This is a genomic window from Streptomyces sp. NBC_01381, from assembly GCF_026340305.1.
Classification (GTDB): Bacteria; Actinomycetota; Actinomycetes; order Streptomycetales; family Streptomycetaceae; genus Streptomyces.
The window spans coordinates 1,657,415-1,683,029 of the sequence record NZ_JAPEPI010000001.1 but is presented as its reverse complement, the minus strand read 5'-3'; the positions used below and the strand labels follow the sequence as shown (position 1 = coordinate 1,683,029).

The window sequence follows — 25,615 nt, the reverse complement described above, 5'->3', positions numbered from 1 at the left end:
TCGGAGGCGGCGGCTACCAGCCCGGCGGCCGGTGCGGAGGCATCGGCGTACCCGGCATGCCGGGGCGGGCGAATCCCAGCCGTACGTCCTGCGCGGTGCTGATCAGGCGGACCGCCATGAGGCCGCAGATCCCCGCGGCGATCAAGGTCAGGTCGGAGAGGATGAACATCAGTACGGCGGTCCTTGCCTGCCCGACGTCGCCGTCGTCCGCGGCGGAAAGCAGCATCCAGCCGAGCGCGCTGGTGACGCTGGACGCGACCCAGGTGATCCACCAGGCGGTGACGGTGCCGCTTCCGGGGCGATAGGGCTGCGGGCCGTAGCCGTACGGTCCCGAGCCGTACGGGCCCACCGGCGGCTGCGGGGCGCCCGGCGGCTCGCTCGCCGCGATGATGTCGTCGGTGATCTGCTTGGGGATCCACCAGTTGGCCACCGGGATGAACCACGCGCCGATCGCCATGCCGGGCGACTGCCGGTGCCGTCCCGGCGCGAGCACCTCCGCGTTCATCCGCACCCGGTGGAACCAGGTCAGGAAGACGGGGATGGCGGCGAGGAAGCCGATGCCGAGCAGGATGACGGTGACGCCCCAGAACTCCCCGAAGTCGTCGTCGTAGTAGAGCAACCAGGAACGGCCGAGGTCACCGTAGAGATCGAAGTCGGCGACGAGCCGCAGCAGGGCGAGCCCTGCGACACCGCCGAGAAGGATCGAGGCGGCGGTACCGAGGCCTCCGGCCGGGGTGGGACGGGGCGGGATCGGGACGTAGTAGCGGGGGTACGGGGTGCCGGGCGGGGGCGGATATCCGGGGTGTCCCGGGTGGCCCCCGGGCGGGCCAGGGGGTGCGGCCGGCGGAGGCGGGGTGGCGGCGGGCGGGGCGTCCGGCGCTTCCCAGGGTTTGCGCGCCGGGCCTCCGTCACACTGCGGGCAGCGCCCGTCGGAGCCCAGCGGTGTTGTCTTGCACCGCGTGCAGTTCATTCTCCCCGCCCCCGATCTCAACTCGGCTGTACGGAACGGGGGTTCCGTACGCTCGTCGAGCGATCAGGTTAGGCGATCAGCGCTGCCCCGCGCCTCGAAGGGGCGCGGGGAACTGCGCGACCAGCCACATCACACCCGCAGGCGACGAACTGAACCCCCCGCCCGCTCCACCAACAGCCACCCCGCCAGCGCCATCCCCACCGCCACCGGCGCCGTCACCCGCACCGCGACCAGCATCGCCGTACGCCCCTCCAGAAGCCCCCCGAAGCCGACCATCGAAAGGCCCAGAACTCCGAAGAGGCAGAGCGTGACGCCCACGGCGGCCGCCGGGCCCGAACCCGGGGCCGGCGCCAACTCCCGGGGCGCCCCCGCCCGTTCAAAGCGGCGGAACGCGGCGACCAGGACCCCGGTCAGCACCCCCGCGGCCGCCATCCGCAAAGGAACCTGCGCCCACCACGCCCCCGTCGCCGGCTCCGGCAGCGGCACGTCGAGGGCGAGCAGCATCCCGTACACACCCAGCATCGCCGTGAGATGCCACAGGAAGGCCGTCATCGAGATGCCGTTGGCCGTCACCACGCCCCGCCACACCCGAGGCCGCGCCAGCCACCGCGTCGCGGGCCCCCGCAGCAGCTCCACCGCGCCGACCAGCCACATCCCGTGGCAGAGCAGGGCGAAGGTCGGCGGCGCCATGTTCGAGACGCGCTCGCCGGGCATGCCGACCATGGAGAGCGGATACGGGCCGAAGGCCACAAGCAGCGAGGCGCCCACGAGGCCCGCCCCGGCCAGCGCGGACGGCATCCGCAGCCTTCCGTCCGCCCGCAGGAAACCGAGCTGGTGCACCGCGAGCCAGACGAAGGCGAAGTTCAGGAACTCGACGTACGGCACGCCGAAGGCGAAGCGCGCCGCGTCCACCGCGCCCGCGGCGAGCACGAGCCCGCCGAACGCGCCCCACCCGTACCGCTCATGGAGCCTCAGCAGCGGCGGGGTGAACGCGACCATCGCCAGGTAGATGCCGATGAACCACAGCGGCTGGGCGACGAGCCGCAGCGTCACGTCGAGCAACGCACCGCCCTCGCCGATGAGTTGGAGAAGCAACGCGGCCGCGCCCCACACACCTATGAACACCATCGTCGGCCGGAGCAGCCGCTGCAGCCGTGCCCGCAGGAACGCCGAGTAGACGGAAACCCGCTCCGGGGCCTTGCGGCTCAGCGAGCGGTAGGAGAGGGCGTGCGAGAAGCCGCCGACGAAGAAGAACACCGGCATGATCTGCAGCACCCAGGTGAGGATCTGCAGGTCCGGCACCACGGCGAGGAGGTTGCCGACCTCGGTCCCGCCGTCGTCGCCGACCGTCACGGCGGCCATCAGCCAGTGCCCGATGACGACCGTGCCGAGCGAGGCGACCCGCAGCAGATCGATGTACCGGTCACGCCCGGCGGGCGTCTTCTCGGCCAGTTCGCGAACGCTTGATCCCATACGGGTACGGTCGCGCGCGGCGACCGCCCCGCATCAGGGTGCCCGTACTCAGATCCGCGTCTGAGTACGTCAGACCAGCACGGCACCCTGCGCGGGCGAATCCGCCACCCGCGCCGCACGGCACGTGCCTGACGCGAGCAGCGCGTCGGCCACCTCCCGCGCCGAATCGGCGTCCCGCGCGAGGAACGCCGTCGTCGGCCCCGAGCCGGAGACCAGCGCCGCGAGCGCGCCCGCGGCGGTGCCTGCCGCGAGGGTGTCCTTGAGGGACGGGAAGAGCGAAAGGGCCGCGGGCTGAAGGTCGTTGACCATGCTCGCGGCAAGCCCCGCGACATCGCCCGTACGCAGTGCGTCGAGCAGCGCCGGGGATGCCTCGGGGTCCGGCGCGACCGGGGTCAGCCGGTCGAACTCCCGGTACACGGCCGGAGTCGAGAGCCCTCCGTCGGCGACGGCGAACACCCAGTGGAAGGCGCCCCCGACCTCGAGCGGCTCCAGCTTCTCCCCACGGCCCGTCCCGAGCGCCGCCCCGCCCACCAGGCTGAACGGCACGTCGCTGCCCAACTCGGCGCAGATGTCGAGGAGTTCACCGCAGGACGCCTGCGTCCCCCACAGCGCGTCGCACGCCACGAGCGCGCCCGCGCCGTCCGCGCTGCCGCCCGCCATGCCGCCCGCGACGGGGATGTCCTTGGCGATGTGGATGTGCACGTCGGGCGCGATCCCGTACCGGGCGGCGAGCAGTTCCGCGGCCCGCGCGGCCAAGTTCGTACGGTCCAAAGGCACTTGATCGGAGCCGGGGCCCTCGCACGTCACCCGCAGCTCGTCCGCGGGCGTGACCGTGACCTCGTCGTAGAGGCCGACGGCGAGGAAGACATTGGCGAGGTCGTGGAAGCCGTCGGCACGCGCGGCGCCCACCGCCAACTGCACATTGACCTTCGCGGGCACCCGTACCGTCACGCTCACGCGCCGGCCTCCTTGTGCTCGGCGATGCGCGCGAACTCCTCCACCGTGAGCGCCTCGCCGCGCGCCTGCGGCGAGACCCCGGCGGCGACGAGCGCGGCCTCCGCGGCGGCCGCGGAACCGGCCCAGCCGGACAGCGCGGCCCGCAGGGTCTTCCTGCGCTGTGCGAAGGCGGCGTCGACGACGGCGAACACCTCGCGCTTGGAGGCCGTGGTCTTGACCGGCTCGGTCCGCCGCACCAGTGAGACGAGCCCGGAGTCGACGTTCGGCGCGGGCCAGAAGACATTGCGGCCGATGGACCCGGCGCGCTTCACGTCGGCGTACCAGTTGGCCTTCACCGACGGCACCCCGTATACCTTCGAGCCGGGCGCGGCGGCGAGGCGGTCGGCGACCTCGGCCTGCACCATGACGAGCGTGCGCTCGATGGTCGGGAAGGTGTCGAGCATGTGCAGCAGTACGGGGACGGCCACGTTGTACGGGAGGTTCGCGACCAGTGCGGTCGGGGCGGGGCCCGGCAGCTCGCGCACGAGCATGGCGTCGCTGTGCACCAGCGCGAAGGAGTTCACCTTCGCGGGGAGGCGGGCCTCGATGGTGGCGGGCAGGGCGCCGGCCAGTACGTCGTCGATCTCCACCGCGGTGACGTGCGCGGCGGTGTCCAGGAGAGCGAGGGTCAGGGAGCCGAGTCCGGGGCCGACCTCTACGACGTTGTCCTCGGGGCCGACATCCGCGGTGCGGACGATGCGGCGGACGGTGTTGGCGTCGATGACGAAGTTCTGGCCGCGCTGCTTTGTCGGGCGTACGCCCAAGGCTGCGGCCAGCTCGCGGATGTCGGCGGCGCCGAGGAGGCTGCTGGGGTCTGTGCTCACGTGACCAGATTACGGGGCCCGCAGCATCGGGCTGACGAACAGGCCTTTCCCGCCCACCCACCCGATTGCCCTGCGGAACGCCTGCCCACAGCCATACCAACTACAACCGCGAGCCGCAGTGCGGCCAAGGGCTCGCCCCCCGCTGCACGTACAGCTTCTTCGCTCGGTACGTCTGCTCCCCCGCCGGAGCATCCTGAGGGCGGCCCTTGCCGCCGAGGCTCTGCCAGGTCCGGGTGTCGAACTGGTAGAGGCCGCCGTAGTTGCCGGATCCGTCCACCGCGTTCGGGCGGCCGCCCGACTCGCACTGGGCGAGCCCGCGCCAGTTCAGGCCGTCCGCGCCCGCCACCGAGTCCGGCGGCGGCTTGGTGCCGACCTTCACGATCCGCGTCTGGGGCTCGCGCACCACCTCGGACTTCACCCGGCGCGGCTTCTGCTTGACGCCGTTGACGGTCCGCAGGGCGTAGGTGGCCCGCCGGGTGCCCTGATGCCCCGGACGCTCGACGACCTCCGTACCGCTGAAGAGCGTCGGGTCCTGGGTGCGCTGCACGTCGAAGGGGATCGGCTCCTCGCGCACCTCCATGCGCCCGGAGATCCGCATCACGGTGATCGTCTGGCCGTCGCGCGGAAAGCTGCCGGGCGCGACGGAGGTCGTGTCCTGGCCGTGCAGACTGACGCCGGACTCCTCGACCGCCTCGCGCACGGTCGCCGCGTTGGTACGGATGGTGCGCTCGCGTCCGTCCGCCATGACCGTCACGGTGCGCTCGGTCCGTACGTCGAGGTCGAGGCCGCCCCGGTCGATGCGCTTGCTGCGCGAGGCCGAGAGATGGGCGCCTTCCGCGCGCACTCCGAGCTGGCGCAGCGCGCCGTCCACCGTGCGCGCCGTCGTCCAGACCGCGCGCCGCTCGCCGTCGAGGGTGAGCTCGACGGGCCTGCCGTAGCGGATGGCGATCTCGTCGCCGCTGGCCAGGGCGGTGTTCGCGGTCGGCGCCACGATGTCGTGGGCGTCGAAGTCCACGCCCTCGTCCTCCAGGAGCTCGCCCACGTCGTCGGCGAAGGTGTGCAGGGTGCGGGCCTCGCCGTCGACGGTGAGCTGCACGGCCTTGTCGTTGGCGACGAACGCGGAGGTGCCGCCGGCGAGGAAGGCCACCACGAGGGCCTGCGGCAGCAGCCGCCGCAGGCCGTCGGGCCGCTCCGGGGCGCTCTTCCTGCGCCGTGCGGCCCGCCGCGCCTGGGCCCGGCCGCCGACGGGGCGCGGGGCGTCATCGGGGCGCGGGGCGTCGACGGGCTCGGGCCCGGTGGACTGCCGGGGGAAGTGAGACGTCCCGTACTGCGCTTGACTCACGACGACGCTCCACGGTTCTGGTCCGGATCGGGCGAGGCGGACAGAACCTAGCGGAGCGATCGTCACTCTCCAAAGCGCCACGGCTACGCAGTGTCGTCGCACTGCCCTGAACTATGGGGCTTTAGGCGTTATCGGTCAGTAATCAAAGGCGCGCGCGGTGTTCACGGAGATCGCCTCGGCCATGGCGTCCTCGCCGATGCCCCGTACCTCGGCCATGGCCCGCAATGTGACCGGAATGAGATACGGAGCGTTAGGCCGTCCGCGGTAGGGCGCGGGTGTCAGGAAGGGGGCGTCGGTCTCCACCAGGACGAGTTCCAGCGGGGCGACGGCCAGTGCGTCCCGCAGACCTTGCGCGTTCTTGAAGGTCATGTTGCCTGCGAAGGACATGAAGTAGCCGTGTTCCGCGCACACTTGGGCCATCTCCGCGTCGCCGGAGTAGCAGTGGAAGACGGTGCGCTCGGGGGCGCCCTCCTCCTTCAGGACGCGCAGCACATCGTCGTGCGCCTCGCGATCGTGGATGACCAGGGCCTTGCCGTGCCGCTTCGCGATCTCGATGTGGGCGCGGAAGGACCGCTCCTGGGCCTCCTTGCCCTCCGGTCCGGTGCGGAAGTAGTCGAGGCCGGTCTCGCCCACGCCCTTGACGTGCTCCAGTGCGGCGAGGCGGTCGATCTCGGCGAGCGCTGCGTCGAGCGCCGCCTCGCCGCCGGCCTGGCGCGCGCCCTGCCGGGACCAGCCGTCGGGGTCGCCGTGCACGATGCGGGGCGCCTCGTTGGGGTGCAGGGCGACCGTGGCGTGCACGGCGGCGTATGCGGCGGCCGTCTCGGCGGCCCAGCGCGACCCCGCCACGTCGCAGCCGACCTGCACGACCGTCGTCACGCCGACCGCCGCGGCCTTGGCGAGCCCCTCGTCCACCGTGCCCGACTGCATGTCGAGGTGGGTGTGGGAGTCGGCGACCGGTACCCGCAGCGGTTCGGGCAGCGGCGGCGCGGCGTTCTTGGAGTCGGCGTCGTTGGAAGGCATGCCCCGATCCTACGAAGGGCCCGATCCTGTGAAGCGGGGTGTCATCCCGCCTTGCGGTGGTGGAAGGGGTGCAGCAGCGCCGACAGGTGCCAGTGGTGATGCTTGGGCTCACCGGCCGCCTCCGCCGCGTCCGGCTGCGAGCCACCCTCCGGCTCCTTGCGCTCCGCCCGCGGCGCGTGAGACCTCTGCATCAGATCGAGCACCGACGAAACCTGCCCGGCCCGCATGATCCGCACCACATGACCGCCACAGTTCAGGCAGGTCGGCCGGGACAGCGGCGACGGCACGTGCCGGCCGTCCGCCACGTAGAGCACGAACTCCTTGCCCTTGGCGTCGACGTGATGCTCGATCTCGTACGACTGCTCCCAGCCGTGCCCGCAGCGCATGCAGGCGAAGGCGTACGACTCATGAGCAGTGTGTGTCGCGGTTGTCGCGGTGGACGCCGTGGTTTCGTGACCGGTGTCGGCGATCTCACTCATGCCAGCTCCTCTTGTCCGCTGGACAAGCGCCGTCCGACCGGGGCTTTCCTCCCGGCCGGCAGCGTCGGGACGGGTGCGTCCCTTTGACCAGTGGACGCTTTTCCCGGAGCGAGCGCATCAGACCTGTCGAGCATTGAAGGCGATTTGGCCTTTCATTGGCCTTCAGGCCCGGTGCGCGGCCCGCACTTTGCCTTTCACGATAGTCCTTTGCCCTCTGATGGGGCGCTCTGAGCCGCATTCTTTGCCGCGACGACGGCATCGAAGACATCGCGCTTGGGTACCCCCGCCTCGGCGGCGACGGCGGCGATCGCCTCCTTGCGCCGCTCCCCCGCCTCCTCGCGCACCCGCACCCTGCGCACCAGCTCGTCGGGGCCGAGTTCTCCGGGGCTTTTCTCCGGGGCTCCCTCGACGACGACGGTGATCTCACCGCGCACCCCGTCGGCGGCCCACTCCGCGAGCTCCTTCAGCGAACCGCGCTTGACCTCTTCGTACGTCTTGGTCAGCTCGCGGCAGACCGCGGCCCTGCGCTCGTCGCCGAACGCCTCGGCCATCGCGGCCAGGGTGTCGTCGATGCGGTGCGGTGCCTCGAAGTAGACGAGGGTGCGCCGGTCGTCGGCGACCTCCTTCAGGCGCGAGAGGCGCTCGCCCGCCTTGCGCGGCAGGAACCCCTCGAAGCAGAAGCGGTCCACGGGAAGCCCGGAGAGCGCGAGCGCCGTGAGCACGGCGGACGGGCCCGGCACGGCGGTCACCTTGATGTCCCGCTCCACGGCGGCCGCGACCAGGCGGTAGCCGGGGTCGGAGACCGAGGGCATCCCGGCGTCGGTCACGAGCAGCACCCGCGCACCGCCCACCAGGGCCTCGACCAGCTCGGGCGTACGGGCGGTCTCATTGCCCTCGAAGTACGAGACGACCCGGCCGCCCACCTGCACGCCGAGCGCCTGGGTGAGCCTGCGCAGGCGCCTGGTGTCCTCGGCGGCGACGACGTCGGCCGACTCCAGCTCGGCGGCGAGCCGCGGCGGCGCGTCCGCCACATCGCCGATGGGCGTGCCTGCCAGCACAAGGGTTCCGGGGGAATCAGCGCTTCCTGTCACGGATCCATCCTCGCAGGGGCCGGGAGGGCCCAGGAGCGGGACTCACACAGTCGGGTTCCCTACGATGGCGCGGTGACCAGTACCGCGTCTTCCCCGGACACCCGCCAGGGCCAGGCAGCCGAGGAGCAGCAGCCGTCGTGGCAGCGCAGGCTGCGCCGCTTCGGCTATGTGGCGCGGCCCAGAGGCAGCGACGACGTCCGGGCCCGCCTCGTCCCCGCGTACACCGAGCCGAGTCCACGGCTGTGGGTGACGCTCGGGGTGCCGAAGGCGACGGCGGAGCTGCTGGTCAAGCGGATGGGCTGGATCGGCCCGCTGCTGATCACGCTGGTCGCGGGCGTCACGCGGTTCTGGAATCTCGGCAGCCCGAAGGCCGTGATATTCGACGAGACGTACTACGCCAAGGACGCCTGGGCGCTGATCCACCGGGGCTTCGAGGTCAACTGGCCCGAGAAGGTCAACGACACCGTCCTGGCACAGGGCAGCGGCGTCAAGATCCCCACGGACGCCGCGTACGTCGTGCATCCGCCGGTCGGCAAGTACGTCATCGGCATCGGCGAGTGGATGTTCGGCTTCGATCCGTTCGGCTGGCGCTTCATGACGGCGGTGCTCGGCACCCTGTCCGTCCTGATGCTCTGCCGGATCGGGCGGCGGCTCTTCCGCTCCACGTTCCTGGGCTGTCTGGCGGGCGCGCTGCTCGCGGTGGACGGCCTGCACTTCGTGATGAGCCGCACGGCGCTGCTCGACCAGGTCCTGATGTTCTTCGTGCTCGCCGCGTTCGGCTGCTTCCTGATCGACCGGGACAAGGCGCGGGAGCGGCTCGCGGCCGCGCTGCCGACCGACGAGGACGGTGTCGTACGTCCCGACGCGTACGTCGCGGAAACGGTGCGCCTGGGGTGGCGGCCGTGGCGCTGGGCGGCCGGGCTCTGCCTGGGTCTCGCCTTCGGCACCAAGTGGAACGGCCTGTACATCATGGTCTTCTTCTGCTTGATGACCGTCCTGTGGGACGTCGGCGGCCGCCGGGTCGCCGGGGCCATGCGCCCCTACCGGGCGGTCCTGAAGCGGGACGTGTTCCCGGCGTTCGTCTCGACGGTGCCGGTCGCGCTCGGCACGTACGTGCTGTCCTGGCTCGGCTGGATCCTCTCCCCGACCGACGGCAGCGGCGGCTACTACCGCAACTGGGCGGCGACGGCCGGCAAGGGCGGCGACTGGACGTGGCTGCCGGACTGGCTGCGCAGCCTGTGGCACTACGAACACGCGGTGTACGAGTTCCACGTGGGGCTCTCGTCGCCGCACACCTACCAGTCCAACCCGTGGAGCTGGATCGTCGACGGCCGCCCCGTCTCCTACTTCTACGAGTCCCCGCTGCCCGGCAAGGAGGGCTGCCCGTCCGACACCGCCGAGAAGTGCGCCCGCGAGGTCCTCGCGCTCGGCACCCCGATGCTGTGGTGGGCGGCGGGCTTCGCGCTGCTCTACGTCCTGTGGCGGTGGGCGTTCCGCAGGGACTGGCGGGCCGGGGCGATCGTGTGCGGGATCGCGGCGGGCTATCTGCCCTGGTTCATGTACCAGGAGCGGACGATCTTCTTCTTCTACGCCGTCGTCTTCGTGCCGTTCCTCTGTCTGGCCGTGGCGATGATGATCGGCGCGATCATCGGTCCCGCCGGCTCCAGTGAACGGCGGCGGGTGGTGGGCGCCGCGAGCGCGGGCGTCCTCGTGCTGCTGATCCTGTGGAACTTCATCTGGTTCTGGCCCATTTACACCGGCCAGGCGATTCCCATCGATTCCTGGCGGGCCAGAATGCTGCTCGACACATGGGTGTAGCGCATGGGCGCGGTGACATGGGTGTAGGGCGCACCTTGGACACCTTCGGATAACAGCCCGCTCATCCGTCACCTCCTCCCCCTAAAGTTCGGGACGCACGACCTTTCCGTGTTCATTCGGATACGGAGGGGCTCCTGGGGAGGGGAGCGCATCATGCGCAAAGGGGTGAAGGTCGCCTTGGTCGGCGGGGTGTTCGCCGTCATGGTCGGGGGTGCCGGATACGGCGCGTACAACTTGGTGAACGGCGTGACCGGGGGCGGTAGTGCGTCCTCGTCGGGCCCCGAGGCCGTGAGGACGGGGCCGCCCACGGACAAGGAGACCGCGGAGACCGCCGGAAAGTTCCTCGCCGCGTGGGCGAAGGGCGACTCCGATGAGGCCTCCACGTACACGAACAACGCGGAAGTGGCCTCGCTCCTCCTGACCGGCTACCGCGAGGACGCGCACCTGACGAAGGTGAAGCTCACGCCCGGCAAGGCGACCGGGGCGCGGGTGCCGTTCTCCGTCGAGGCGACCGTCTCGTACGAGGGGAAGACCAAGCCCTTCGCGTACGAATCCGAACTCACCGTCGTCCGGGGCGTCACCACCGGCCGTGCGCTCGTCGACTGGAACGCATCCGTCGTCCACCCGGACCTGGAGGACGGCGACACCCTGCAGACCGGTGAGGCCGCCGCGCCGCCCATCGAGGCGCTCGACCGGCACGGCGAGGTCCTGGACAAAAAGGACCATCCGTCGCTCGGCCCGGTCCTCGACCAGCTGCGGGCGAAGTACGGCGACACGGCGGGCGGCACACCCGGCGTCGAGCTCTACGTCCAGCACGAGACCGAGGACGAAGGCACCGAGACGCTGCTCACCCTCGCCAAGGGCAAGGCGGGACAGCTGGAGACGACGTTGAGCGCGCCCACGCAGAAGGCGGCCGAGAAGGCGGTCGCCGCGTACCCGGAGTCGTCGGTGGTCGCCGTGCAGCCGAGCTCCGGCGAGATCCTGGCGGTCGCCAACCACCGGGCGGACCAGTTCAACGCGGCGTTCGAGGGCGAGATGGCCCCCGGCTCCACGATGAAGATCGTCTCGGCGGCGATGCTCATCGACAAGGGCGTGACGAGGGCGAGCGGCCCCGCGCCCTGCCCGAAGACCGCGGTCTGGCAGAGCCACCGCATCGAGAACCTGCCGGGCCTGGCCCCGAACGAGAACGCGACCCTGGCGGACAGCTTCGCGCGCTCCTGCAACACCGCGTTCGTGAAGCTGGTCGACGAGGAGGGCATCACGGACGAGTCCCTCACCGAGGAGGCGCAGAACCGCTTCGGCCTCGGCCTCGACTGGAAGGCCGGCGTCCGGACGGTCGACGGCACGGTCCCGGCCTCCCCGGGACCCGACCGCGCGTCGAACATGATCGGCCAGGGCCAGGTGCAGATGAACCCGCTCAACCTCGCTTCGGTCACGGCGACGGCGATCACGGGCACCTTCCGGCAGCCGGTCGTCGTCGCCCAGGGCATGGACGACCGCGAACTGGCCAGGACACCCGGCAGCCTGCCCGCCTCCACCGTCCAGCAGCTGCGCCAGATGATGAACCGCACGGCGGTCAGCGGCAGCGGCGCCGGCGCCATGTCGAAGCTCAGCGGGAACATCGGCGCGAAGACGGGATCGGCGGAGGTCGACGGGCAGGCGAAGCCCAACAGCTGGTTCACCGGCTACCGGGGCGATGTGGCGGCCGCCGCGGTGGCCGAGGAGGGCGGCCACGGCGGCGACACGGCAGGGCCGATCGTGGCGGCGGTGCTTGCCGCGGGCAGCTGAGAGACGCGTGGTCGGGGGCTTCATCAAAGCCCCCTAGTGTGGGGCCGTCCGGTGCGGAGCTCGGACGCTCTGGGGATCTGCGGAGGGGTTTGTGGGCAAGCGAGGGCGCGCCAGCGAGCGCAAGGGCATCAACAGCATCACGGGTACCACCGGCGCGAAGAACGCCAAGGCGCACCCGGGCGTGCTCGGCGGCGCCGCCGCTGTGGTCGTGTGCGGTCTTGGCTTCGCCGCGTACAGCCTGATCGGCGGCGGCTCGTCCGGTGACGACGGCGGCCCGACGGTCGACGAGAAGCCGGTGGCCGTGGGCCCGCCGACGGCGGCCGAGGTGCGCGCCACCACCCAGGGCTTCCTCGCCGCATGGGAGAAGGGCGACGTGGCGGGTGCCGCCGCGCTCACCGACGACCGGGCGGCGGCGAAGACCGCCCTCACCGCGTACGCCAAGGACTCCCACCTCACGAAGGTGAAGCTGACGCCGGGCAAGCGGGCGGGCGCGAAGCTGCCGTTCTCGGTCACGTCCACGGTCTCGTACGAGGGAAAGACCAAGCCCTTCTCCTACGGCTCCGAGCTCACCGTCGTACGAAGAAAGCACGACGGCAAGACACTGATCGGCTGGCAGCCCTCCGTCGTCCACCCCGAGCTGAAGGAGGGCGACCGCCTGGTCACCGGCGAGGCCGGCGACCCGCCGATCAAGGCGGTCGACCGGGACGGCGCGGAGCTGACGGCGAAGAAGTACCCCTCCCTCGGCACGGTGCTCGACTCCCTGCGCGAGAAGTACGGCGAGAAGGCGGGCGGCACGGCGGGCGTCGAGCTGCGCGTCGTACGCAAGGGCAGCGCGAAGGCGGCGGAGAAGTCGGCGACGACGAAGGACGACGCGAAGGCGACCCCCGACAAGACGCTGCTCACGCTCTCGCCGGGCACGCCGGGCACCCTGAAGACGACGATCGACGCGTCGCTCCAGTCGGCTGCCGAGAAGGAGACCGCGAAGCGGAAGCAGGCGTCGGTGGTCCTGGTGAAGCCCAGCACGGGCGAGATCCTGGCGGCGGCGAACTCGAAGCCGGCCGGCTTCAACATCGCCTTCCAGGGGTCGCTGGCCCCCGGCTCGACGATGAAGGTGGTGACGTCCTCGCTCCTCCTGGAGAAGAAGCTCGCGGGAGTGGACAAGAAGCACCCGTGCCCGAAGTACGTGACGTACGGCGGCTGGAAGTTCCAGAACGACGACAAGTTCGAGATCAAGGACGGCACGTTCCGCGCGAGCTTCGCCCGTTCCTGCAACACGGCTTTCATCAGCCAGGCCAAGAAGCTGCAGAACGACTCCCTGACCAAGCAGGCCCAGGAGGTCTTCGGCCTCGGCCGCGACAACTGGTCGATCGGCGTCCCGTCCTTCGACGGCGGCATCCCGGTGCAGAGCGACGCGCAGATGGGGGCGTCGCTGATCGGTCAGGGCGGGGTCCGCATGAACCCGCTCAACATGGCGTCGGTGGCGGCCACGGTGAAGTCGGGCACGTTCAAGCAGCCGTACCTGGTCTCGCCTGACGTCGACAACCGCACGCTGGCGACGGCACCGCGGAAGATGTCGGGCGCGACGGCGGGGGCGCTGCGTGACTTGATGCACTACACGGCGACGGCCGGTACGGCGGTCGAGCCCATGTCCGGGCTCGGCTCCGACATGGGCGCGAAGACCGGCTCCGCGGAGGTCGACGGCCAGAAGAAGCCGAACGGCTGGTTCACGGCGTACCGCGGGGACCTGGCCGCGGGCGCGGTGGTCCAGGAGGGCGGCCACGGCGGCGAATCGGCGGGACCGCTGGTGCGGGCGATGTTCTTGGCGGGGCAGTAGCCGCTCTGTCCTGGCTGTTGTCCGGGGCCTGCCGTCCGGTATGCGGATACCTGGTCGCGTGCCCCGTACACAGACCGCTAGCGTGCCGGGCATGAGCGCTACCGAATCCCCCGCACACCCCCGTTTCGCCGCGGCCCTGAGCGAGCTGGGCCTCGCCGACCTCGTCGGCGACATCCGCCGCTTCCCGGACCAGACCCGTACCGCCCAGGAAGCCGCCGCGGCGATCGGCTGCGAGCTGAGCCAGATCTGCAAGTCGCTGATCTTCGCGGCGGACGGCGTCCCGGTCCTGGTCCTGATGGACGGGGCGTCGCGCGTCGATCTGGAGCTCGTACGCCGGGAGTTGGGCGCGGAGAAGGTGACGCGCGCGAAGGCGGACATCGTCCGGGAGACGACGGGTTACGCGATCGGCGGCGTACCGCCCTTCGGCCACGTGACGAAGACGCGCGTACTCGCCGACCGTTCGTTGCTGAGCCACGACGTGGTGTGGGCGGCGGCGGGCACCCCGTACGCGGTCTTCCCCATGGCGCCCAAGGATCTGATCGCCCACGCGAACGGCACCCTGGCGGACGTGCGCGAGCTCGGCGAATGACCCCGCTGGTCGCGGCGGCGGTCCTGCTGGCCGCCGTCACACACGCCAGTTGGAACGCGATCGCCCACCACATCACGGACAAGCTGCTCGGCTTCACGCTGATATCCGGCGGCGGGATGCTGATCGGCCTGCTCCTGGCCCCGTTCGTCGCGATACCGGCGGCAGCGGCCTGGCCCTACCTCGTCCTCTCGGCGGCGATCCACGTCGGCTACCAAGCCCTCCTGATGCGGTCGTTCAAGCTGGGCGACTTCGGCCAGGCGTATCCGATCGCGCGCGGGACGGCGCCGCTGGTGGTGACCGTCCTCGCGGCGGTCTTCGCGGGCGAGATCCCGGACGGCTGGCAGGCGGCGGGGGTCGCGGTGTCGTGCGCGGGCCTGACGGGCCTCGCCCTGTGGGGCATCCGAGGCTCGGGCCGCCGTCCCAACTGGGCGGCGATAGGCGCGGCGCTGGCCACGGGGGTCTCCATCGCGGCGTACACGGTGGTGGACGGACTCGGCGTCCGGGCGTCCGGCTCCTCGATGGGTTACATCGCGTGGCTGATGATCCTTGAGGGCGTCGCGATTCCGGTGTACGCGGCTTACCGCTGGCGCGGTGAACTGCCGGGCCGCCTGCGCCCGTTCGCCGGGGTCGGCCTGCTGGGGGCTGCGCTGTCCGTCTCCGCGTACGGCCTGGTCCTCTGGGCCCAGACAAAGGCGGACCTGGCGCCGATCTCCGCCCTCCGGGAGTCGTCGATCATCGTGGGCGCGGCAATCGGGGCGGTGTTCTTCAAGGAGCGGTTTGGGGCGCCTCGCCTTGTGGCGGCGGGCCTGATGGTGGCGGGGATCGGGTTGATGCTGCATGCGGGGTGAGGGAGGTGCGGGCTGGGGCTGTGCCTCCGGCGGCACTTTCCCCAATCCCGCCCCTTCCCGAAATTCCGACTTCGTCGGGCTCATGGCTCGCTCGATCACCGGCTCCGCCGATTTCGTCCTCAATCGCCGGACGGGCTGAAATACCTGCGGCGGGGCTGACAGACCCGCCGCCAAGGCGGTGATCCTCCATGCTCCGCAGACTCCGCCGACGCGATCTGTCCTCGGCTGCCCGACGGCCTGATCACCGGGACGTGAGCCATGCGGTGAGCCCGCTTCCCGTGGTCGCGGCGAGGACCTCCACCAGCCATCCGGGAACGCGCTGGATCATCAAGTGCACTACGCCGCAGCGAAGTTCGAGGGCAGGGGCGGGCTTGTCCTTGGGCTTTGCCATGAGCCCATCGAACGGCACACCCAGCGAAAAATCATTGCCGGTGTGCGCGATAAACATTGCCGTCTTCAGCAATGTTGCCGGATGCCCTGGCTGACGAGTGCTTGGAGGCGCCCCCGTGCCACGGCGTCCGTCGAACGGGGCACCGTGAAGAACAGGGCAGCCACCATTGCAGCGCAATAGCGTTCTCAACTACTGAGGTTTTCACTTCGGGGTGATGGTGATCGCGCTGGTGGGTGTACCTCGGTGGGGCAACATGACCGTGAAGCAGTGGGCTCAAGGACCGGTGCGGGTGGGGGAATAGGCTGCCCCCGGCCCAAGGAAATGAGGGAGCAGGCTATGGCCCGGCAAAATGGAGCCCGCAGTGGAATTGAACTCAACTGGACGCTGCGAACAGAGCTCGACCTGCCGTGTCCGGGCGACGGCAGCGCCTACCGCGAACTGGCCGAACCCTGGTTCACGGCTGCGCTCACCGCACTCGCGGGGCCGCTGCAGGCGGAGTTCACGCCTGACGCGGACTTCTCCGGCCGTGCTGTCGCGCTCAGCCGCGGAGAAGCAGCGCCTGGGGAACTGTGGGCGACCCTGGTGGTGCTGGAACCGGCCAAGCGGCGGCAGAAACCATACGAGGTCCCCTGGTCCCCGAAGAACTGGAGCGCCTTTCTGCGGGATCTGGAAAGCATGCCCGGTCAAGCGACGGTGGTCCTCAGGGCCATCGGCTCCGACGGCCATCCCGACTGGCCGTGGCTCGACGTGTCCGTGGTCAGGGACCGCGACACCCCGGAAGTTGTCTCACTCGTCGCTTCTCGCACGACGGAGGAATTCGCCGACCCGGGCGTCCGGAGCGAGGCGCAGGCCCGCTGGATCGATTTCTTCCGTACTCAGGTGCACCGGCACGAGGACATCCTGTACGGAAGCATCGCGGACGACGCCGAAGGTGTGACAGGAAGGACCGCACTCGAGGTCGACCTCGGACTGCTGCTTGAGGACACTTTCCCTGGCTTGGGCACCGTCCTGCGGGGATACGCGTGGTGGACGGTCTGTTCCCCGGGTGTTGTGTCGGCACTCGGCGGTGTCGAAGCCCTCCGAGCCAGCGGTGCCTTCCATGAGGTGGAGCCGCTGCCTGGCGGAGGGGCCTCGCTACGGGCGACTCAAAACGTGTGGGACTACGGTGAGGAACGGGTACGGGCGGTCTTCCGCATTTTGGCGCCCGCCCTGCCCGAAGGGAAACCGGTCAAGGGGTTCTCCTCGGACACTCCCAGGCTGGTCTACGAGGACGCAGCAGACTATCGAGGAGTGAGCCGCTGCTGAGGTTCTCGATTCTGGGCGACGTCATGGAGGGGCCGGGATGAGTCCGGCCTCGGTGATGAAGCCATCGAGCTCCTCATGGTTGGTGCCTGGCCTACTTCAGACTCATGGGTACACCGAGGACGTGTTGCGTGCTGTCCAGCGGAGGCGGGTCAAAGTCGATGACGTGGCCGACGCCGTGGCAGTACGCATGGAACGTCAGCGCGTCCTCTACGAGGGAGACCGGCGCTTCGCAAGCACGAGCGGACCCGGAACCACTCTGTACGCCTGCCCCGAGTGCGCCCCTGAGCTCGGAGCCGGACCAACCCCCGACGACGAGATCCCCACCCAGTAACCAGAGACGCAGGTAAGAGCACGTCCCGCCCGGTCAGATGCCGGGCGGGACAGATCACCTACTTACGAACATCGGGAAGGGGCGGGTTTGGGGAAAGGAAACGCCCCTACAGCAACCCCTTCACCGCCCGCACAAGCCCCTGCGCCCGAGGATCCGCCGTAACCCCCTTGTTCATCCCGTTCGTCACGTACCCGAACGCAACCCCCGACTCCGGGTCCGCGAAGCCCAGCGCGCCACCCCGCCCGGGGTGACCGAACGAACCGGGACCCAGCAGCGGCGACGCCCCGCCATGCAGCATGTAGCCGAGGCCGAAGCGGGTGTTGACGACGAGGACTCGGTCCGCCCCCGCGGACTCCTCCGCGCGCGCCAGCGCCACCGTCGAGGGAGTGAACAGCCGCTCCCCACCCTCGACTTGACCGATCAGGGAGGCGTAGAAGCGCGCCAGGGACGACGCCGTGGCGATGCCATTGGACGCGGGAAGGACCGCCGCCCGGTACGCCGCGTCGTTCTCGTCCGGCGCCGGGTCAATCGCGCCGAACGCCCGCTGGGTGAGGGAATCCGGATCCGCGTAGGCCTCGGCGACGTTCCGCCGCGGGCGGACGCGAAGACCACCGGGAGCCTCGGGCGGCGCGATGCGACCGACCCGGCCGACCCGTTCCGCTTCCCCTTCGGGGAGGCCTATCCAGAGGTCGAGGCCCAGCGGCCGGGATATCTCCTCGGCCACCCACTCCCCGATCGACCGCCCCGTCACCCGCCGCACCAGCTCACCCGTCAGCCAGCTGTACGTCTGCGCGTGATAGCCGTGGTCGGTCCCCGGCTCCCACGCGGGCGCCTGCGCCGCGACCGCGTCCGCCGCGACGTCGGGATCCGCCGCCTCCGGGGGAGTCAGCGGGCGGTCGAGAACCGGCACCCCCGCCCGGTGCGACAGCAGGTGCCTGACCAGCGTCCGCTCCTTGCCGTGCGCCTTGAACTCGGGCCAGTAGGAGCCGACCGGCGCGTCCAGGTCAAGCTCGCCGCGCTGGTGGAGCAGGAGCAGGACGGCGGCCGCGACGCCCTTCGTCGCCGAGCGGACGATCTGCGCGGTGCCCCGCTCCCAGGGAGCACCCGCCGCTCCCCCGTCGACGTCCTTCGTGCCGCCCCAGAGGTCCACGACCGGCCGCCCGTCGCGGTAGACCGTGACCGCCGCCCCCTGCTCACCGAGCTCGGCGAAGTTGCGTACGAAGGCGTCCCGCACCGGCTCGAAGCCCTCGGCCACCGTGCCCTCGATCACCACGTCGCTCTCCTCATCCACATAGTGCGTCCGTGGATGCAACAGAGACACGGCCCGCCGGATTCCGGCTAGCTCAGCACGATCGAGACGTCGATGTTCCCGCGCGTCGCGTTCGAGTACGGGCAGACCTGGTGCGCCGCCCCCACCAGGCGCCCCGCGAGCTCCTGGTCGACCAGCGGCAGCGAGACGTTGAGCGCGACCGCGAGGCCGTAGCCCTGCTGCTGGTTGGGGCCGATGCCGACCTTCGCGGCGACGGTGGAGCCGGTCAGGTCGTAGCCCGCGCGGCGGCCCACCAGGACGAGCGCGTTGTGGAAGCAGGCGCTGTAGCCGGCCGCGAAGAGCTGCTCGGGGTTGGTGCCGCGGCCGTCGCCGCCGAGCGCCGGTGGCATCGCGACCTGCAGGTCGAGCTGGCCGTCCTGGCTGGTGACGTAGCCGTCACGGCCGCCGTGCGCGGTGGCCTCGGCAACGTACATGATCTTCGTCGGACGGCTGTCGGCGATGGTGCCTTCGGTCATCGTGCCGTCGGTCATGGTTCGACCTCACCCGGGGAGAGAGAAGGAGGAAGGAAAAAGGAGCGTGGACAAGTACATCGTGCACAATCTATCGACTCCACGAACGCCCTTATTACCCGGGGGTAGCAACCGCAGGTAACCCCACCCCGTTCACGGCTGACGCGCCGCGACCCCCTCGGCCCGCTCCACAAGCCGCCACAACTCGCCCCGCAGCCGCGCCACTTCGTCCCCCTTGAGCCCGACCCCCGAAAGCAGCGCCTGCGGCACGGCCGAAGCCCGTGATCGCAGGTCGGCGCCCTGCGGGGTCACCTGCACCAGGACCGAGCGCTCGTCGTGCGCCGCCCGCTCGCGCCGCAGCAGCCCCGCGGCCTCAAGCCGCTTCAGGAGCGGCGAGACCGTCCCGTAGTCGAGGTGCAGCGCGGCGGCGAGCTCCTTGACGGGGATCTCCCCGCGCTCCCAGAGCACCAGCATGACCAGGTACTGGGGGTAGGTGAGCCCCAGCTCGTCGAGGACCGGACGGTACGCGGACGTCACCGCGCGCTGTGCCGCGTACAGCGCGAAGCACAGCTGGTCGTCGATGAGCAGCGATCCCTCGGGGGCCTGGTTCGTCACGCCCCCATTGTCACGGACTTCGGGTCGAACCCGAACGGCAGCTCCAGGCGGTGCGCGCCCATCAGGGCCTCGTCGCCGAGCAGCTCGCCCGTCGGGCCGTCCGCCGCGATCACGCCGTCGCTGAGGATGAGGGCGCGGGGGCAGAGTTCGAGGGCGTACGGAAGATCGTGCGTCACCATCAGGACCGTCACGTCCAACGACCGCAGGATGTCGGCCAGTTCGCGGCGCGACGCCGGGTCCAGGTTCGACGATGGCTCGTCGAGGACCAGGATCTCCGGCTCCATCGCGAGGACCGTCGCCACCGCGACCCGCCTGCGCTGGCCGAAGGAGAGGTGGTGCGGAGGGCGGTCGGCGAACTCCGCCATGCCGACTTGGGCGAGCGCCTTCTGTACGCGGGCTTCCAGCTCGGGGCCGCGCATCCCTGCCGCCGCGGGGCCGAACGCCACGTCCTCCCGCACCGTCGGCATGAACAGCTGGTCGTCCGGGTCCTGGAAGACGATGCCGACCCGGCGCCTGATCTCCGCCATGTGCTTCTTGCCGACGGGCAGTCCGGCCACGGCGACCGTGCCCGCGCCGCCGGTCAGGATGCCGTTCAGGTGCAGGACGAGGGTCGTCTTGCCCGCGCCGTTCGGGCCGAGCAGGGCGACCCGCTCGCCGCGGCCGATGGTCATGTCGACGCCGAAGAGGGCCTGGTGCCCGTCGGGGTAGGCGAAGGCGAGGCCGGAGACCTCAAGAGAAGGGGCCTGAGGAGAAGGGACCTCAGGAGAAGGGGCAGTGCTCACAGCGTCCATCCCAACAGACATACGACAAGTGCGGAGAACGGAAGGGCAAGCGCGTACGTCCACTGCGTGCGCGAGGCGGTCACCTCGTCGATGACCGGCATCGAGCCGGCGTACCCCCGGCTGACCATCGCCAGATGCACCCGCTCGCCCCGCTCGTAGGAGCGGATGAAGAGCGCGCCCGCGGATTTGGCCAGGACGCCCCACTGGCGTACCCCCCGCGCCTCGAAGCCGCGCGACTCGCGGGCGATCTTCATGCGGCGCATCTCGTCCGTGATCACGTCCCCGTACCGGATCATGAACGAGGCGATCTGGACGAGCAGCGGCGGCAGCTTCAGGCGCTGGAGGCCGAGCAGGAGTTCCCGCAGTTCGGTGGTGGAGGCGAGGATGACGGAAGCCGCGACGCCGAGGGTGCCCTTGGCCAGGACATTCCAGGCACCCCACAGCCCGTTCACGCTCAACGAGAGACCCAGTACGTCGACCCGCTCACCCTCCGCCACGAACGGCATGAGCACCGCGAACGCCACGAACGGCACCTCGATGAGCAGCCGCTTCAGGAGGAACCCCGCAGGGATGCGGGCCGCGTACGCCACGCAACCGAGCAGCACCGCGTACAGCGCGAACGCCCACATCGCCTCGCGCGGCGTGGAGACGACCACGACCACGAAGGCGAAGACCGCCGCCAGCTTGGTGTGCGGCGGCAGCGCGTGCACCGGTGAGTGGCCGTGCCGGTAGAGCCGGTGGGCGTGGCCCGCGCCCATGTCAGGCCTTCTCGGAGACCGAGGTGACGGACGCGGTCGACGCGGGGTCGGTGTCCGACGTACGACGACGCCGCAGCGTCCAGAAGACCGCCGAGCCCGCGACGACCGTGGCGCCGACGCCGATCACGCCCGCGAGGCCGCCGGAGAGGCGGGCGTCGGTGATGTCCTTGACGCCGTAGTCGGCGAGCGGCGATTCGGCGGTGGCGTGCTCTTCCGTCTTCTTGTCGATGCCCTTGTCGGCGGCGACCTTCTCCAGGCCGTCGGGGTCCGCGGAGGCGTAGAAGCTGACGAAGCCGGCGAGGACGAGGGAGGTGACAAGGCCGGCGATCCACACCTTGCGGTGGGAGCGCGCGGCCACCGGGACGGCGGCGGGCTCGGCGTCGACCAGTTCGCCGCCCACCCGCAACTTGAGCTTCTGGGTCAGGCCTCGGGCGCCGTACACCAGGTCGGGGCGTACGGCGATGACGGCGCCGACGGTGAGCGCGGTGATCGCGGCCTCGCCGATGCCGATGAGGACGTGCACGCCGATCATGGCGGTGGCGACCTTGCCGATGGAGACGTCGGTGGTGCCGCCGATGGCGTAGAGGAACGTGAAGGCGAGCGCGGCCGCCGGCACGGAGAGCAGCGCGGCGATGAACGACGAGACGGTGACGGAGCGGCGGGTGCGCGGGAGCACCTTCACCAGGCCCCGGAAGACGAGATAGGCGACGACGGTCGTGACGATCGCCATGTCCGTGATGTTCACGCCGAGCGCGGTCAGGCCACCGTCCGCGAAAAGAACGCCCTGCATGAGGAGTACGACGGACACACACAGGACACCCGTGTAGGGACCGACGAGTATCGCGGCGAGCGCGCCGCCGAGGAGGTGTCCGCTGGTGCCGGCCGCCACGGGAAAGTTCAGCATCTGCACGGCGAAGATGAAGGCCGCGACAAGGCCCGCGAGCGGGGCGGTCCGCTCGTCCAGCTCACGCCGGGCGCCCTTGAGGCTGACGGCGACCGCGCCGGCGGCGATGACCCCGGTGACCGCGGAGACGGGGGCGTCGATGAATCCGTCGGGGACATGCATGCGGGCGCTCCTGGGCAGGACACGGGGAAGGAGGACGGGAGGCAGAGCGGATCGCTCGTGAACCGTTCAATGATAGTGCCCTGTTGCGAACGCTTTGCAAGAGCGCTGAATACCCAACTATCCCGGAGCATCCTGGAGCAATAGCCAGAAAATATGGGACATTAGAGGACATAAAGGAAGCAAGAGTGAGGGCAAGGAGTCTGACGATGTCCGCAGTCGAGCAGTACGCACGGGCCCACATCGTCACGGACTCGGCCGACGGCCACCGCGCCGTGCCCGCCATCCTCCACTACGACCCGGAGGCCGACCCGCAGGCGATGCGGATCGACCTCCCTGGCGGCCACGCGTGGACCTTCGAGCGCCGGCTCGTCGAAGAGGGCCTGCTGGCCCCGGTCACCGACGGCGACGTACGCGTCTGGCCCTGCGGCCGGGTACAAGTGGTCGTGGAGTTCCACTCGCGGGAGGGGGTGGAGGTCGTGCAGTTCGACTCGGTGGTGCTGCTCCGCTTCCTGCGCCGCACCTACGCCGCGCCCCCCGTCCCGCACTGAGCGGAAACTGGGCGGAGTCAGACGCGGGCGAGCTCCCGGTCACCCTCCGCGGCCTTGTCCGCCACGTCGCGCAGCCCCTCGCCCTCGACATCCACATTCGGCAGCGCCCGGTCCAGCCACCTCGGCAGCCACCACGCCTTCCTGCCGAGCAGCGCGAGCACCGCCGGGACCAGCGCCATCCGCACGATGAACGCGTCGAAGAAGACCGCGATCGCCAGGCCGAAGCCGATCATCTTCACCATCTGCTCGCTCGAGCCGATGAAGCCGGCGAAGACGGCGATCATGATGACCGCTGCCGCCGAGACCACCCTCGCCCCGTGCCGGAAGCCCGTCACGATCGCCTCGCCGGGGCGCTCCCCGTGGACGTACGCCTCTCGCATGCGGGTCACGAGGAAGACCTCGTAGTCCATCGCGAGGCCGAAGACGACGCCCACCATGAAGATCGGCATCATCGACATGATCGGGCCCGTCTGCTCCACGCCGAAGAGCGAGCCGAGCCAGCCCCACTGGAAGACCGCGACGACCGCGCCCAGGGCCGCGAGGACCGAGAGCAGGAAGCCGAGGGCCGCCTTGAGCGGGACCAGGATCGAGCGGAAGACGACGATCAGGAGGAGGAAGGCGAGGCCCACGACCAGTGCCAGGTAGGGCAGCAGGGCGTCGTTCAGCTTCTCCGAGACGTCGATGTTCATGGCCGTCGTGCCGGTGACCATGACCTCGGCGCCGGTGTCGGACTTGATCTCGCCGCCCGCGTCACGGATCGAGTGCACGAGGCCCTCGGTCTCGGTGCCGCTCGGCTTGGAGGACGGGACGACGCTGATGATCGCCGTGTCGCCCGCCTTGTTGATCATGGGTGGAGCGACGGTCAGGACGTCGTCGAGGCCCGAGATCTTCTTGGTTATCTGCTGGGCCGCCGCCTTCGGGTCGTCCGCGCCCTTGAGGTCGGCGACCGTCATCAGGGGGCCGTTGAAGCCGGGGCCGAATCCGTCGGAGACCAGGTCGTACGCCTTGCGCTGGGTCGTGGACGTCGGCTGCGCGCCGTCGTCCGGGAGGCCCAGTTCGAGCGAGGAGACCGGGAGCGCGGCGGCGCCCAGGCCGATGATGCCGACGAGCAGCACGGCGAGCGGGCGGCGCGTGACGAAGCGGGCCCAGCGGGTGCCGAGGTTGGCCTTCGGCTCCTTCGCCGGGGCAGCAGCGGCCGCCTTCTCCGGGTCGGCGGCCTTGTTCTTGCCGCCGCCCAGCAGCTTGCCCTTCTCGCCGGTCGGCTTGACCTTCTTGCCCGCGTACCCGAGCAGCGCCGGTATCAGGGTCAGCGCGATGAGGACGGCGATGACCACCGTGCCGGCCGCCGCGAAGCCCATCTTGGTCAGCATCGGGATGTTGACCACGGCGAGGCCGACCAGGGCGATGACCACGGTGAGCCCGGCGAAGACCACGGCCGAACCAGCCGTCCCCACGGCGCGGCCCGCCGCCTCCTCGCGGTCCCGCCCGTCGGCGAGTTCGCCCCGGTAGCGGGAGACGATGAAGAGCGCGTAGTCGATGCCGACCGCGAGGCCAATCATCATGGCCAGCGTCGAAGTCGTCGTACCCAGGTCGAGCGCGTTGGCGAGCGCGGTGATCGAGGAGACGCCGATGCCCACGCCGATCAGCGCGGTCAGCAGCGGAAGCCCCGCCGCGACCAGCGAACCGAAGGTGATCACGAGGACGACGGCCGCGACCGCGATGCCGATGATCTCGGTGGCCCCGGTCTCGGGCATCGCCTGCAGCGCGTCGCCGCCGACCTCGACCGTGAGCCCGGACTCGCGGGCGTCGTCGGTGGTCTTCTCCAGCGCGTCGCGGCTCTCGTCGGTCAGCTCCATCGAGGTGACCTTGTACGAGACGGACGAGTACGCCGTGGAGCCGTCCTTGCTGACGGTCTTGGCCTGGAACGGATCGGCGGCCGAAGCGACCTCTTCCGAGCCGGACTTGAGGGCGGCGACGGTCTTGTGGACCTCGGCCTTGTTGGCCGGGTCGGTGACCTTCTCGCCGTCCGGCGCCTTGAAGACGACCCGGGCGCCGGCGCCGTCGGCGCTGGCCCCGGGCACCCGCTCGTCGAGCAGGTCGAAGGCCTTCTGGGCCTCCGTGCCGGGGATGGAGAAGGAACTGGAGGCGGCGGTCGGCGCGGATGCCGCGCCGACTCCGGCGAGGGTCAGGAGCGCCACCCAGATCAGGGCGACGAAGTGCCGTCGCCTGAAGGCGAGTCGGCCGAGTTTATAGAGGAACGTGGCCACGAGGGCGTACTCCCGGTCAGTCGTGGGGTCAGCAGGGCAGGGGGGATCAGCCCGACGACGTGAGCGGGCGCGTCAGGTAGGGGGCTTGTGTTTGTGCGGGGAGTTGGTCAGACGCCGAGGGCGGGGAGGATCACGGCGTCGACATAGGAGGTGAGGAAGGCACGGTCGACCGTGCGGTCCTCGATCAGGTCACGGGCGACGAAACCGCCGACCAGCATGTGGATGACGTAGTCCAACGCCGGGTTGTCCGCGGCCACTTCGCCGCGGTCCACCGCTCTGCGCAGCATCGCGTTCAGGCCGGTGATCTCCGGCTCGATGAGCAACTGGCGCATCGCCTGGTGGAGTTCGGGGTTGTCGTGGACGGCGTGGAACAGGCCCCGCATCAGCGCGGCGTCCCGCTCCATCTGACAGTCGTCCGAGCGGGCCGTCATCGCGCGGAAGTCGCCGCGCAGGGACCCCGTGTCGATGTCCTCGATGGACACCGGCTTGTTGTGCCGCAGCGCCCTGGCGATCAGCTCCGGCTTGCTCCCCCACTGGCGGTAGAGGGTGGCCTTGCTGGACCGGGTGCGGGCGGCGATGGCGTCCATGGTGAGCGCCTCGTACCCGACTTCGCGGAGCAGATCGAGCACGGCCGCGTACAGCTCGGCCTCGCGCTCGGGCGTGATCCGGCTGCGCCGCGCCGTTGCCGCCTCAGCCATGAT

General features: G+C 70.5%; 24 protein-coding genes and 1 pseudogene. 8 read left to right on the top strand and 17 right to left on the bottom strand.

The annotated features are described in order from the left end of the window. Window positions 1–13: 13 nt before the first annotated feature. The 8 genes from OG453_RS08220 to rsmI form a co-directional block, all read right to left on the bottom strand. On the bottom strand, window positions 14–970 hold the full coding sequence (locus tag OG453_RS08220; RefSeq protein ID WP_266865972.1) for a DUF4328 domain-containing protein: 957 nt from the start codon (window positions 968–970) through the stop codon (window positions 14–16). A 129-nt stretch (window positions 971–1,099) separates the two neighbouring features. Further along, window positions 1,100–2,443 (bottom strand): acyltransferase, encoded by a 1,344-nt coding sequence (locus OG453_RS08215; protein ID WP_266865970.1) that lies wholly within the window; start codon window positions 2,441–2,443, stop codon window positions 1,100–1,102. A 69-nt stretch (window positions 2,444–2,512) separates the two neighbouring features. Continuing rightward, the gene (locus tag OG453_RS08210; protein ID WP_266865968.1) at window positions 2,513–3,400 is read right to left on the bottom strand and encodes a 4-(cytidine 5'-diphospho)-2-C-methyl-D-erythritol kinase; all 888 of its coding nucleotides are present in this window, start codon (window positions 3,398–3,400) and stop codon (window positions 2,513–2,515) included. Then, window positions 3,397–4,263, bottom strand: coding sequence for a 16S rRNA (adenine(1518)-N(6)/adenine(1519)-N(6))-dimethyltransferase RsmA (rsmA, locus tag OG453_RS08205; protein WP_266865966.1), 867 nt, complete (start codon window positions 4,261–4,263; stop codon window positions 3,397–3,399). The genes OG453_RS08210 and rsmA overlap by 4 nt, the downstream gene beginning before the upstream one ends. A gap of 100 nt (window positions 4,264–4,363) precedes the next feature. Next, a complete protein-coding gene (locus OG453_RS08200; RefSeq protein WP_266865964.1) occupies window positions 4,364–5,605 on the bottom strand; it encodes a resuscitation-promoting factor in 1,242 nt (413 codons plus the stop codon). 135 nt (window positions 5,606–5,740) lie between these two features. Beyond that, window positions 5,741–6,625 (bottom strand): TatD family hydrolase, encoded by an 885-nt coding sequence (locus OG453_RS08195; protein ID WP_266865962.1) that lies wholly within the window; start codon window positions 6,623–6,625, stop codon window positions 5,741–5,743. Window positions 6,626–6,666: 41 nt separating this feature from the next. Continuing rightward, entirely contained in the window at window positions 6,667–7,104 is a 438-nt protein-coding gene (locus OG453_RS08190; protein ID WP_266865960.1) for a hypothetical protein, read from the bottom strand. Between the two features lie 194 nt (window positions 7,105–7,298). Then, window positions 7,299–8,195: a 16S rRNA (cytidine(1402)-2'-O)-methyltransferase gene (gene rsmI, locus OG453_RS08185; RefSeq protein ID WP_266865958.1), complete on the bottom strand. Its 897-nt coding sequence runs from the start codon at window positions 8,193–8,195 to the stop codon at window positions 7,299–7,301. A 72-nt stretch (window positions 8,196–8,267) separates the two neighbouring features. On the opposite strand from rsmI, the gene OG453_RS08180 reads away from it, so the two are divergent. The 5 genes from OG453_RS08180 to OG453_RS08160 all read left to right on the top strand — a co-directional run bounded on the left by OG453_RS08180 (window position 8,268) and on the right by OG453_RS08160 (window position 15,072). After that, the gene (locus tag OG453_RS08180) at window positions 8,268–10,013 is read left to right on the top strand and encodes a dolichyl-phosphate-mannose--protein mannosyltransferase (RefSeq protein WP_266865956.1); all 1,746 of its coding nucleotides are present in this window, start codon (window positions 8,268–8,270) and stop codon (window positions 10,011–10,013) included. 153 nt (window positions 10,014–10,166) lie between these two features. Further along, window positions 10,167–11,801, top strand: a complete 1,635-nt coding sequence (locus OG453_RS08175; protein WP_266865954.1) for a penicillin-binding transpeptidase domain-containing protein — start codon at window positions 10,167–10,169, stop codon at window positions 11,799–11,801. A gap of 181 nt (window positions 11,802–11,982) precedes the next feature. Continuing rightward, the gene (locus OG453_RS08170; protein WP_266869751.1) at window positions 11,983–13,635 is read left to right on the top strand and encodes a penicillin-binding transpeptidase domain-containing protein; all 1,653 of its coding nucleotides are present in this window, start codon (window positions 11,983–11,985) and stop codon (window positions 13,633–13,635) included. A gap of 91 nt (window positions 13,636–13,726) precedes the next feature. Continuing rightward, window positions 13,727–14,224 (top strand): YbaK/EbsC family protein, encoded by a 498-nt coding sequence (locus OG453_RS08165; RefSeq protein ID WP_266865953.1) that lies wholly within the window; start codon window positions 13,727–13,729, stop codon window positions 14,222–14,224. Further along, a complete protein-coding gene (locus tag OG453_RS08160) occupies window positions 14,221–15,072 on the top strand; it encodes a DMT family transporter (RefSeq protein ID WP_266865951.1) in 852 nt (283 codons plus the stop codon). Before OG453_RS08165 ends, OG453_RS08160 begins: the two co-directional genes overlap by 4 nt. Before the next feature lie 241 nt (window positions 15,073–15,313). Here OG453_RS08160 and OG453_RS08155 read toward each other — a convergent pair whose 3' ends face one another. Next, on the bottom strand, window positions 15,314–15,463 hold the full coding sequence (locus OG453_RS08155) for a hypothetical protein (RefSeq protein ID WP_266865949.1): 150 nt from the start codon (window positions 15,461–15,463) through the stop codon (window positions 15,314–15,316). 336 nt (window positions 15,464–15,799) lie between these two features. Here OG453_RS08155 and OG453_RS08150 point away from each other — a divergent pair, with 336 nt between their 5' ends. Together OG453_RS08150 and OG453_RS08145 are read left to right on the top strand one after the other, a co-directional pair. Further along, window positions 15,800–16,768 carry a hypothetical protein gene (locus OG453_RS08150; RefSeq protein ID WP_266865947.1) on the top strand — a complete coding sequence of 323 codons (969 nt, stop codon included), beginning with the start codon at window positions 15,800–15,802 and terminating at the stop codon, window positions 16,766–16,768. Between the two features lie 64 nt (window positions 16,769–16,832). Further along, a pseudogene (locus OG453_RS08145) lies at window positions 16,833–17,000 on the top strand (Scr1 family TA system antitoxin-like transcriptional regulator); the annotation flags it as partial. Window positions 17,001–17,205: 205 nt separating this feature from the next. Here OG453_RS08145 and OG453_RS08140 read toward each other — a convergent pair. The 6 genes from OG453_RS08140 to OG453_RS08115 all read right to left on the bottom strand — a co-directional run bounded on the left by OG453_RS08140 (window position 17,206) and on the right by OG453_RS08115 (window position 22,099). Continuing rightward, complete coding sequence (locus OG453_RS08140) at window positions 17,206–18,372, bottom strand: serine hydrolase domain-containing protein (protein WP_266869750.1); 1,167 nt, start codon at window positions 18,370–18,372, stop codon at window positions 17,206–17,208. 65 nt (window positions 18,373–18,437) lie between these two features. Then, complete coding sequence (locus tag OG453_RS08135; protein WP_266869749.1) at window positions 18,438–18,884, bottom strand: organic hydroperoxide resistance protein; 447 nt, start codon at window positions 18,882–18,884, stop codon at window positions 18,438–18,440. A gap of 147 nt (window positions 18,885–19,031) precedes the next feature. Further along, the gene (locus tag OG453_RS08130) at window positions 19,032–19,493 is read right to left on the bottom strand and encodes a MarR family winged helix-turn-helix transcriptional regulator (RefSeq protein ID WP_266865945.1); all 462 of its coding nucleotides are present in this window, start codon (window positions 19,491–19,493) and stop codon (window positions 19,032–19,034) included. Continuing rightward, a complete protein-coding gene (locus tag OG453_RS08125) occupies window positions 19,490–20,284 on the bottom strand; it encodes an energy-coupling factor ABC transporter ATP-binding protein (RefSeq protein WP_266865943.1) in 795 nt (264 codons plus the stop codon). Before OG453_RS08125 ends, OG453_RS08130 begins: the two co-directional genes overlap by 4 nt. Continuing rightward, window positions 20,272–21,033, bottom strand: coding sequence for a cobalt ECF transporter T component CbiQ (gene cbiQ, locus OG453_RS08120; protein WP_266865941.1), 762 nt, complete (start codon window positions 21,031–21,033; stop codon window positions 20,272–20,274). Before cbiQ ends, OG453_RS08125 begins: the two co-directional genes overlap by 13 nt. A gap of 1 nt (window position 21,034) precedes the next feature. Continuing rightward, window positions 21,035–22,099 (bottom strand): energy-coupling factor ABC transporter permease, encoded by a 1,065-nt coding sequence (locus tag OG453_RS08115; protein ID WP_266865939.1) that lies wholly within the window; start codon window positions 22,097–22,099, stop codon window positions 21,035–21,037. 206 nt (window positions 22,100–22,305) lie between these two features. On the opposite strand from OG453_RS08115, the gene OG453_RS08110 reads away from it, so the two are divergent. Next, a complete protein-coding gene (locus tag OG453_RS08110; RefSeq protein WP_266865937.1) occupies window positions 22,306–22,647 on the top strand; it encodes an SsgA family sporulation/cell division regulator in 342 nt (113 codons plus the stop codon). Between the two features lie 17 nt (window positions 22,648–22,664). On the opposite strand, the gene OG453_RS08105 is transcribed toward OG453_RS08110, so the two are convergent. Then, window positions 22,665–24,914 (bottom strand): MMPL family transporter, encoded by a 2,250-nt coding sequence (locus OG453_RS08105; protein WP_266865935.1) that lies wholly within the window; start codon window positions 24,912–24,914, stop codon window positions 22,665–22,667. Window positions 24,915–25,021: 107 nt separating this feature from the next. Further along, window positions 25,022–25,612, bottom strand: a complete 591-nt coding sequence (locus OG453_RS08100) for a TetR/AcrR family transcriptional regulator (protein ID WP_266865933.1) — start codon at window positions 25,610–25,612, stop codon at window positions 25,022–25,024. Window positions 25,613–25,615 lie beyond the last annotated feature (3 nt).

What these genes read in the sequence shown, in the direction of transcription:
- OG453_RS08220 (WP_266865972.1), bottom strand. Translation starts at nt 970, where the DNA reads ATGAACTGCACGCGGTGCAAGACAACACCGCTGGGCTCCGACGGGCGC.
- OG453_RS08215 (WP_266865970.1), bottom strand. Translation starts at nt 2,443, where the DNA reads ATGGGATCAAGCGTTCGCGAACTGGCCGAGAAGACGCCCGCCGGGCGT.
- OG453_RS08195 (WP_266865962.1), bottom strand. Translation starts at nt 6,625, where the DNA reads ATGCCTTCCAACGACGCCGACTCCAAGAACGCCGCGCCGCCGCTGCCC.
- OG453_RS08190 (WP_266865960.1), bottom strand. Translation starts at nt 7,104, where the DNA reads ATGAGTGAGATCGCCGACACCGGTCACGAAACCACGGCGTCCACCGCG.
- OG453_RS08175 (WP_266865954.1), top strand. Translation starts at nt 10,167, where the DNA reads ATGCGCAAAGGGGTGAAGGTCGCCTTGGTCGGCGGGGTGTTCGCCGTC.
- OG453_RS08165 (WP_266865953.1), top strand. Translation starts at nt 13,727, where the DNA reads ATGAGCGCTACCGAATCCCCCGCACACCCCCGTTTCGCCGCGGCCCTG.
- OG453_RS08160 (WP_266865951.1), top strand. Translation starts at nt 14,221, where the DNA reads ATGACCCCGCTGGTCGCGGCGGCGGTCCTGCTGGCCGCCGTCACACAC.
- OG453_RS08155 (WP_266865949.1), bottom strand. Translation starts at nt 15,463, where the DNA reads ATGGCAAAGCCCAAGGACAAGCCCGCCCCTGCCCTCGAACTTCGCTGC.
- OG453_RS08150 (WP_266865947.1), top strand. Translation starts at nt 15,800, where the DNA reads ATGGCCCGGCAAAATGGAGCCCGCAGTGGAATTGAACTCAACTGGACG.
- OG453_RS08135 (WP_266869749.1), bottom strand. Translation starts at nt 18,884, where the DNA reads ATGACCGAAGGCACCATCGCCGACAGCCGTCCGACGAAGATCATGTAC.
- OG453_RS08125 (WP_266865943.1), bottom strand. Translation starts at nt 20,284, where the DNA reads ATGGACGCTGTGAGCACTGCCCCTTCTCCTGAGGTCCCTTCTCCTCAG.
- cbiQ (WP_266865941.1), bottom strand. Translation starts at nt 21,033, where the DNA reads ATGGGCGCGGGCCACGCCCACCGGCTCTACCGGCACGGCCACTCACCG.
- OG453_RS08115 (WP_266865939.1), bottom strand. Translation starts at nt 22,099, where the DNA reads ATGCATGTCCCCGACGGATTCATCGACGCCCCCGTCTCCGCGGTCACC.
- OG453_RS08110 (WP_266865937.1), top strand. Translation starts at nt 22,306, where the DNA reads ATGTCCGCAGTCGAGCAGTACGCACGGGCCCACATCGTCACGGACTCG.
- OG453_RS08100 (WP_266865933.1), bottom strand. Translation starts at nt 25,612, where the DNA reads ATGGCTGAGGCGGCAACGGCGCGGCGCAGCCGGATCACGCCCGAGCGC.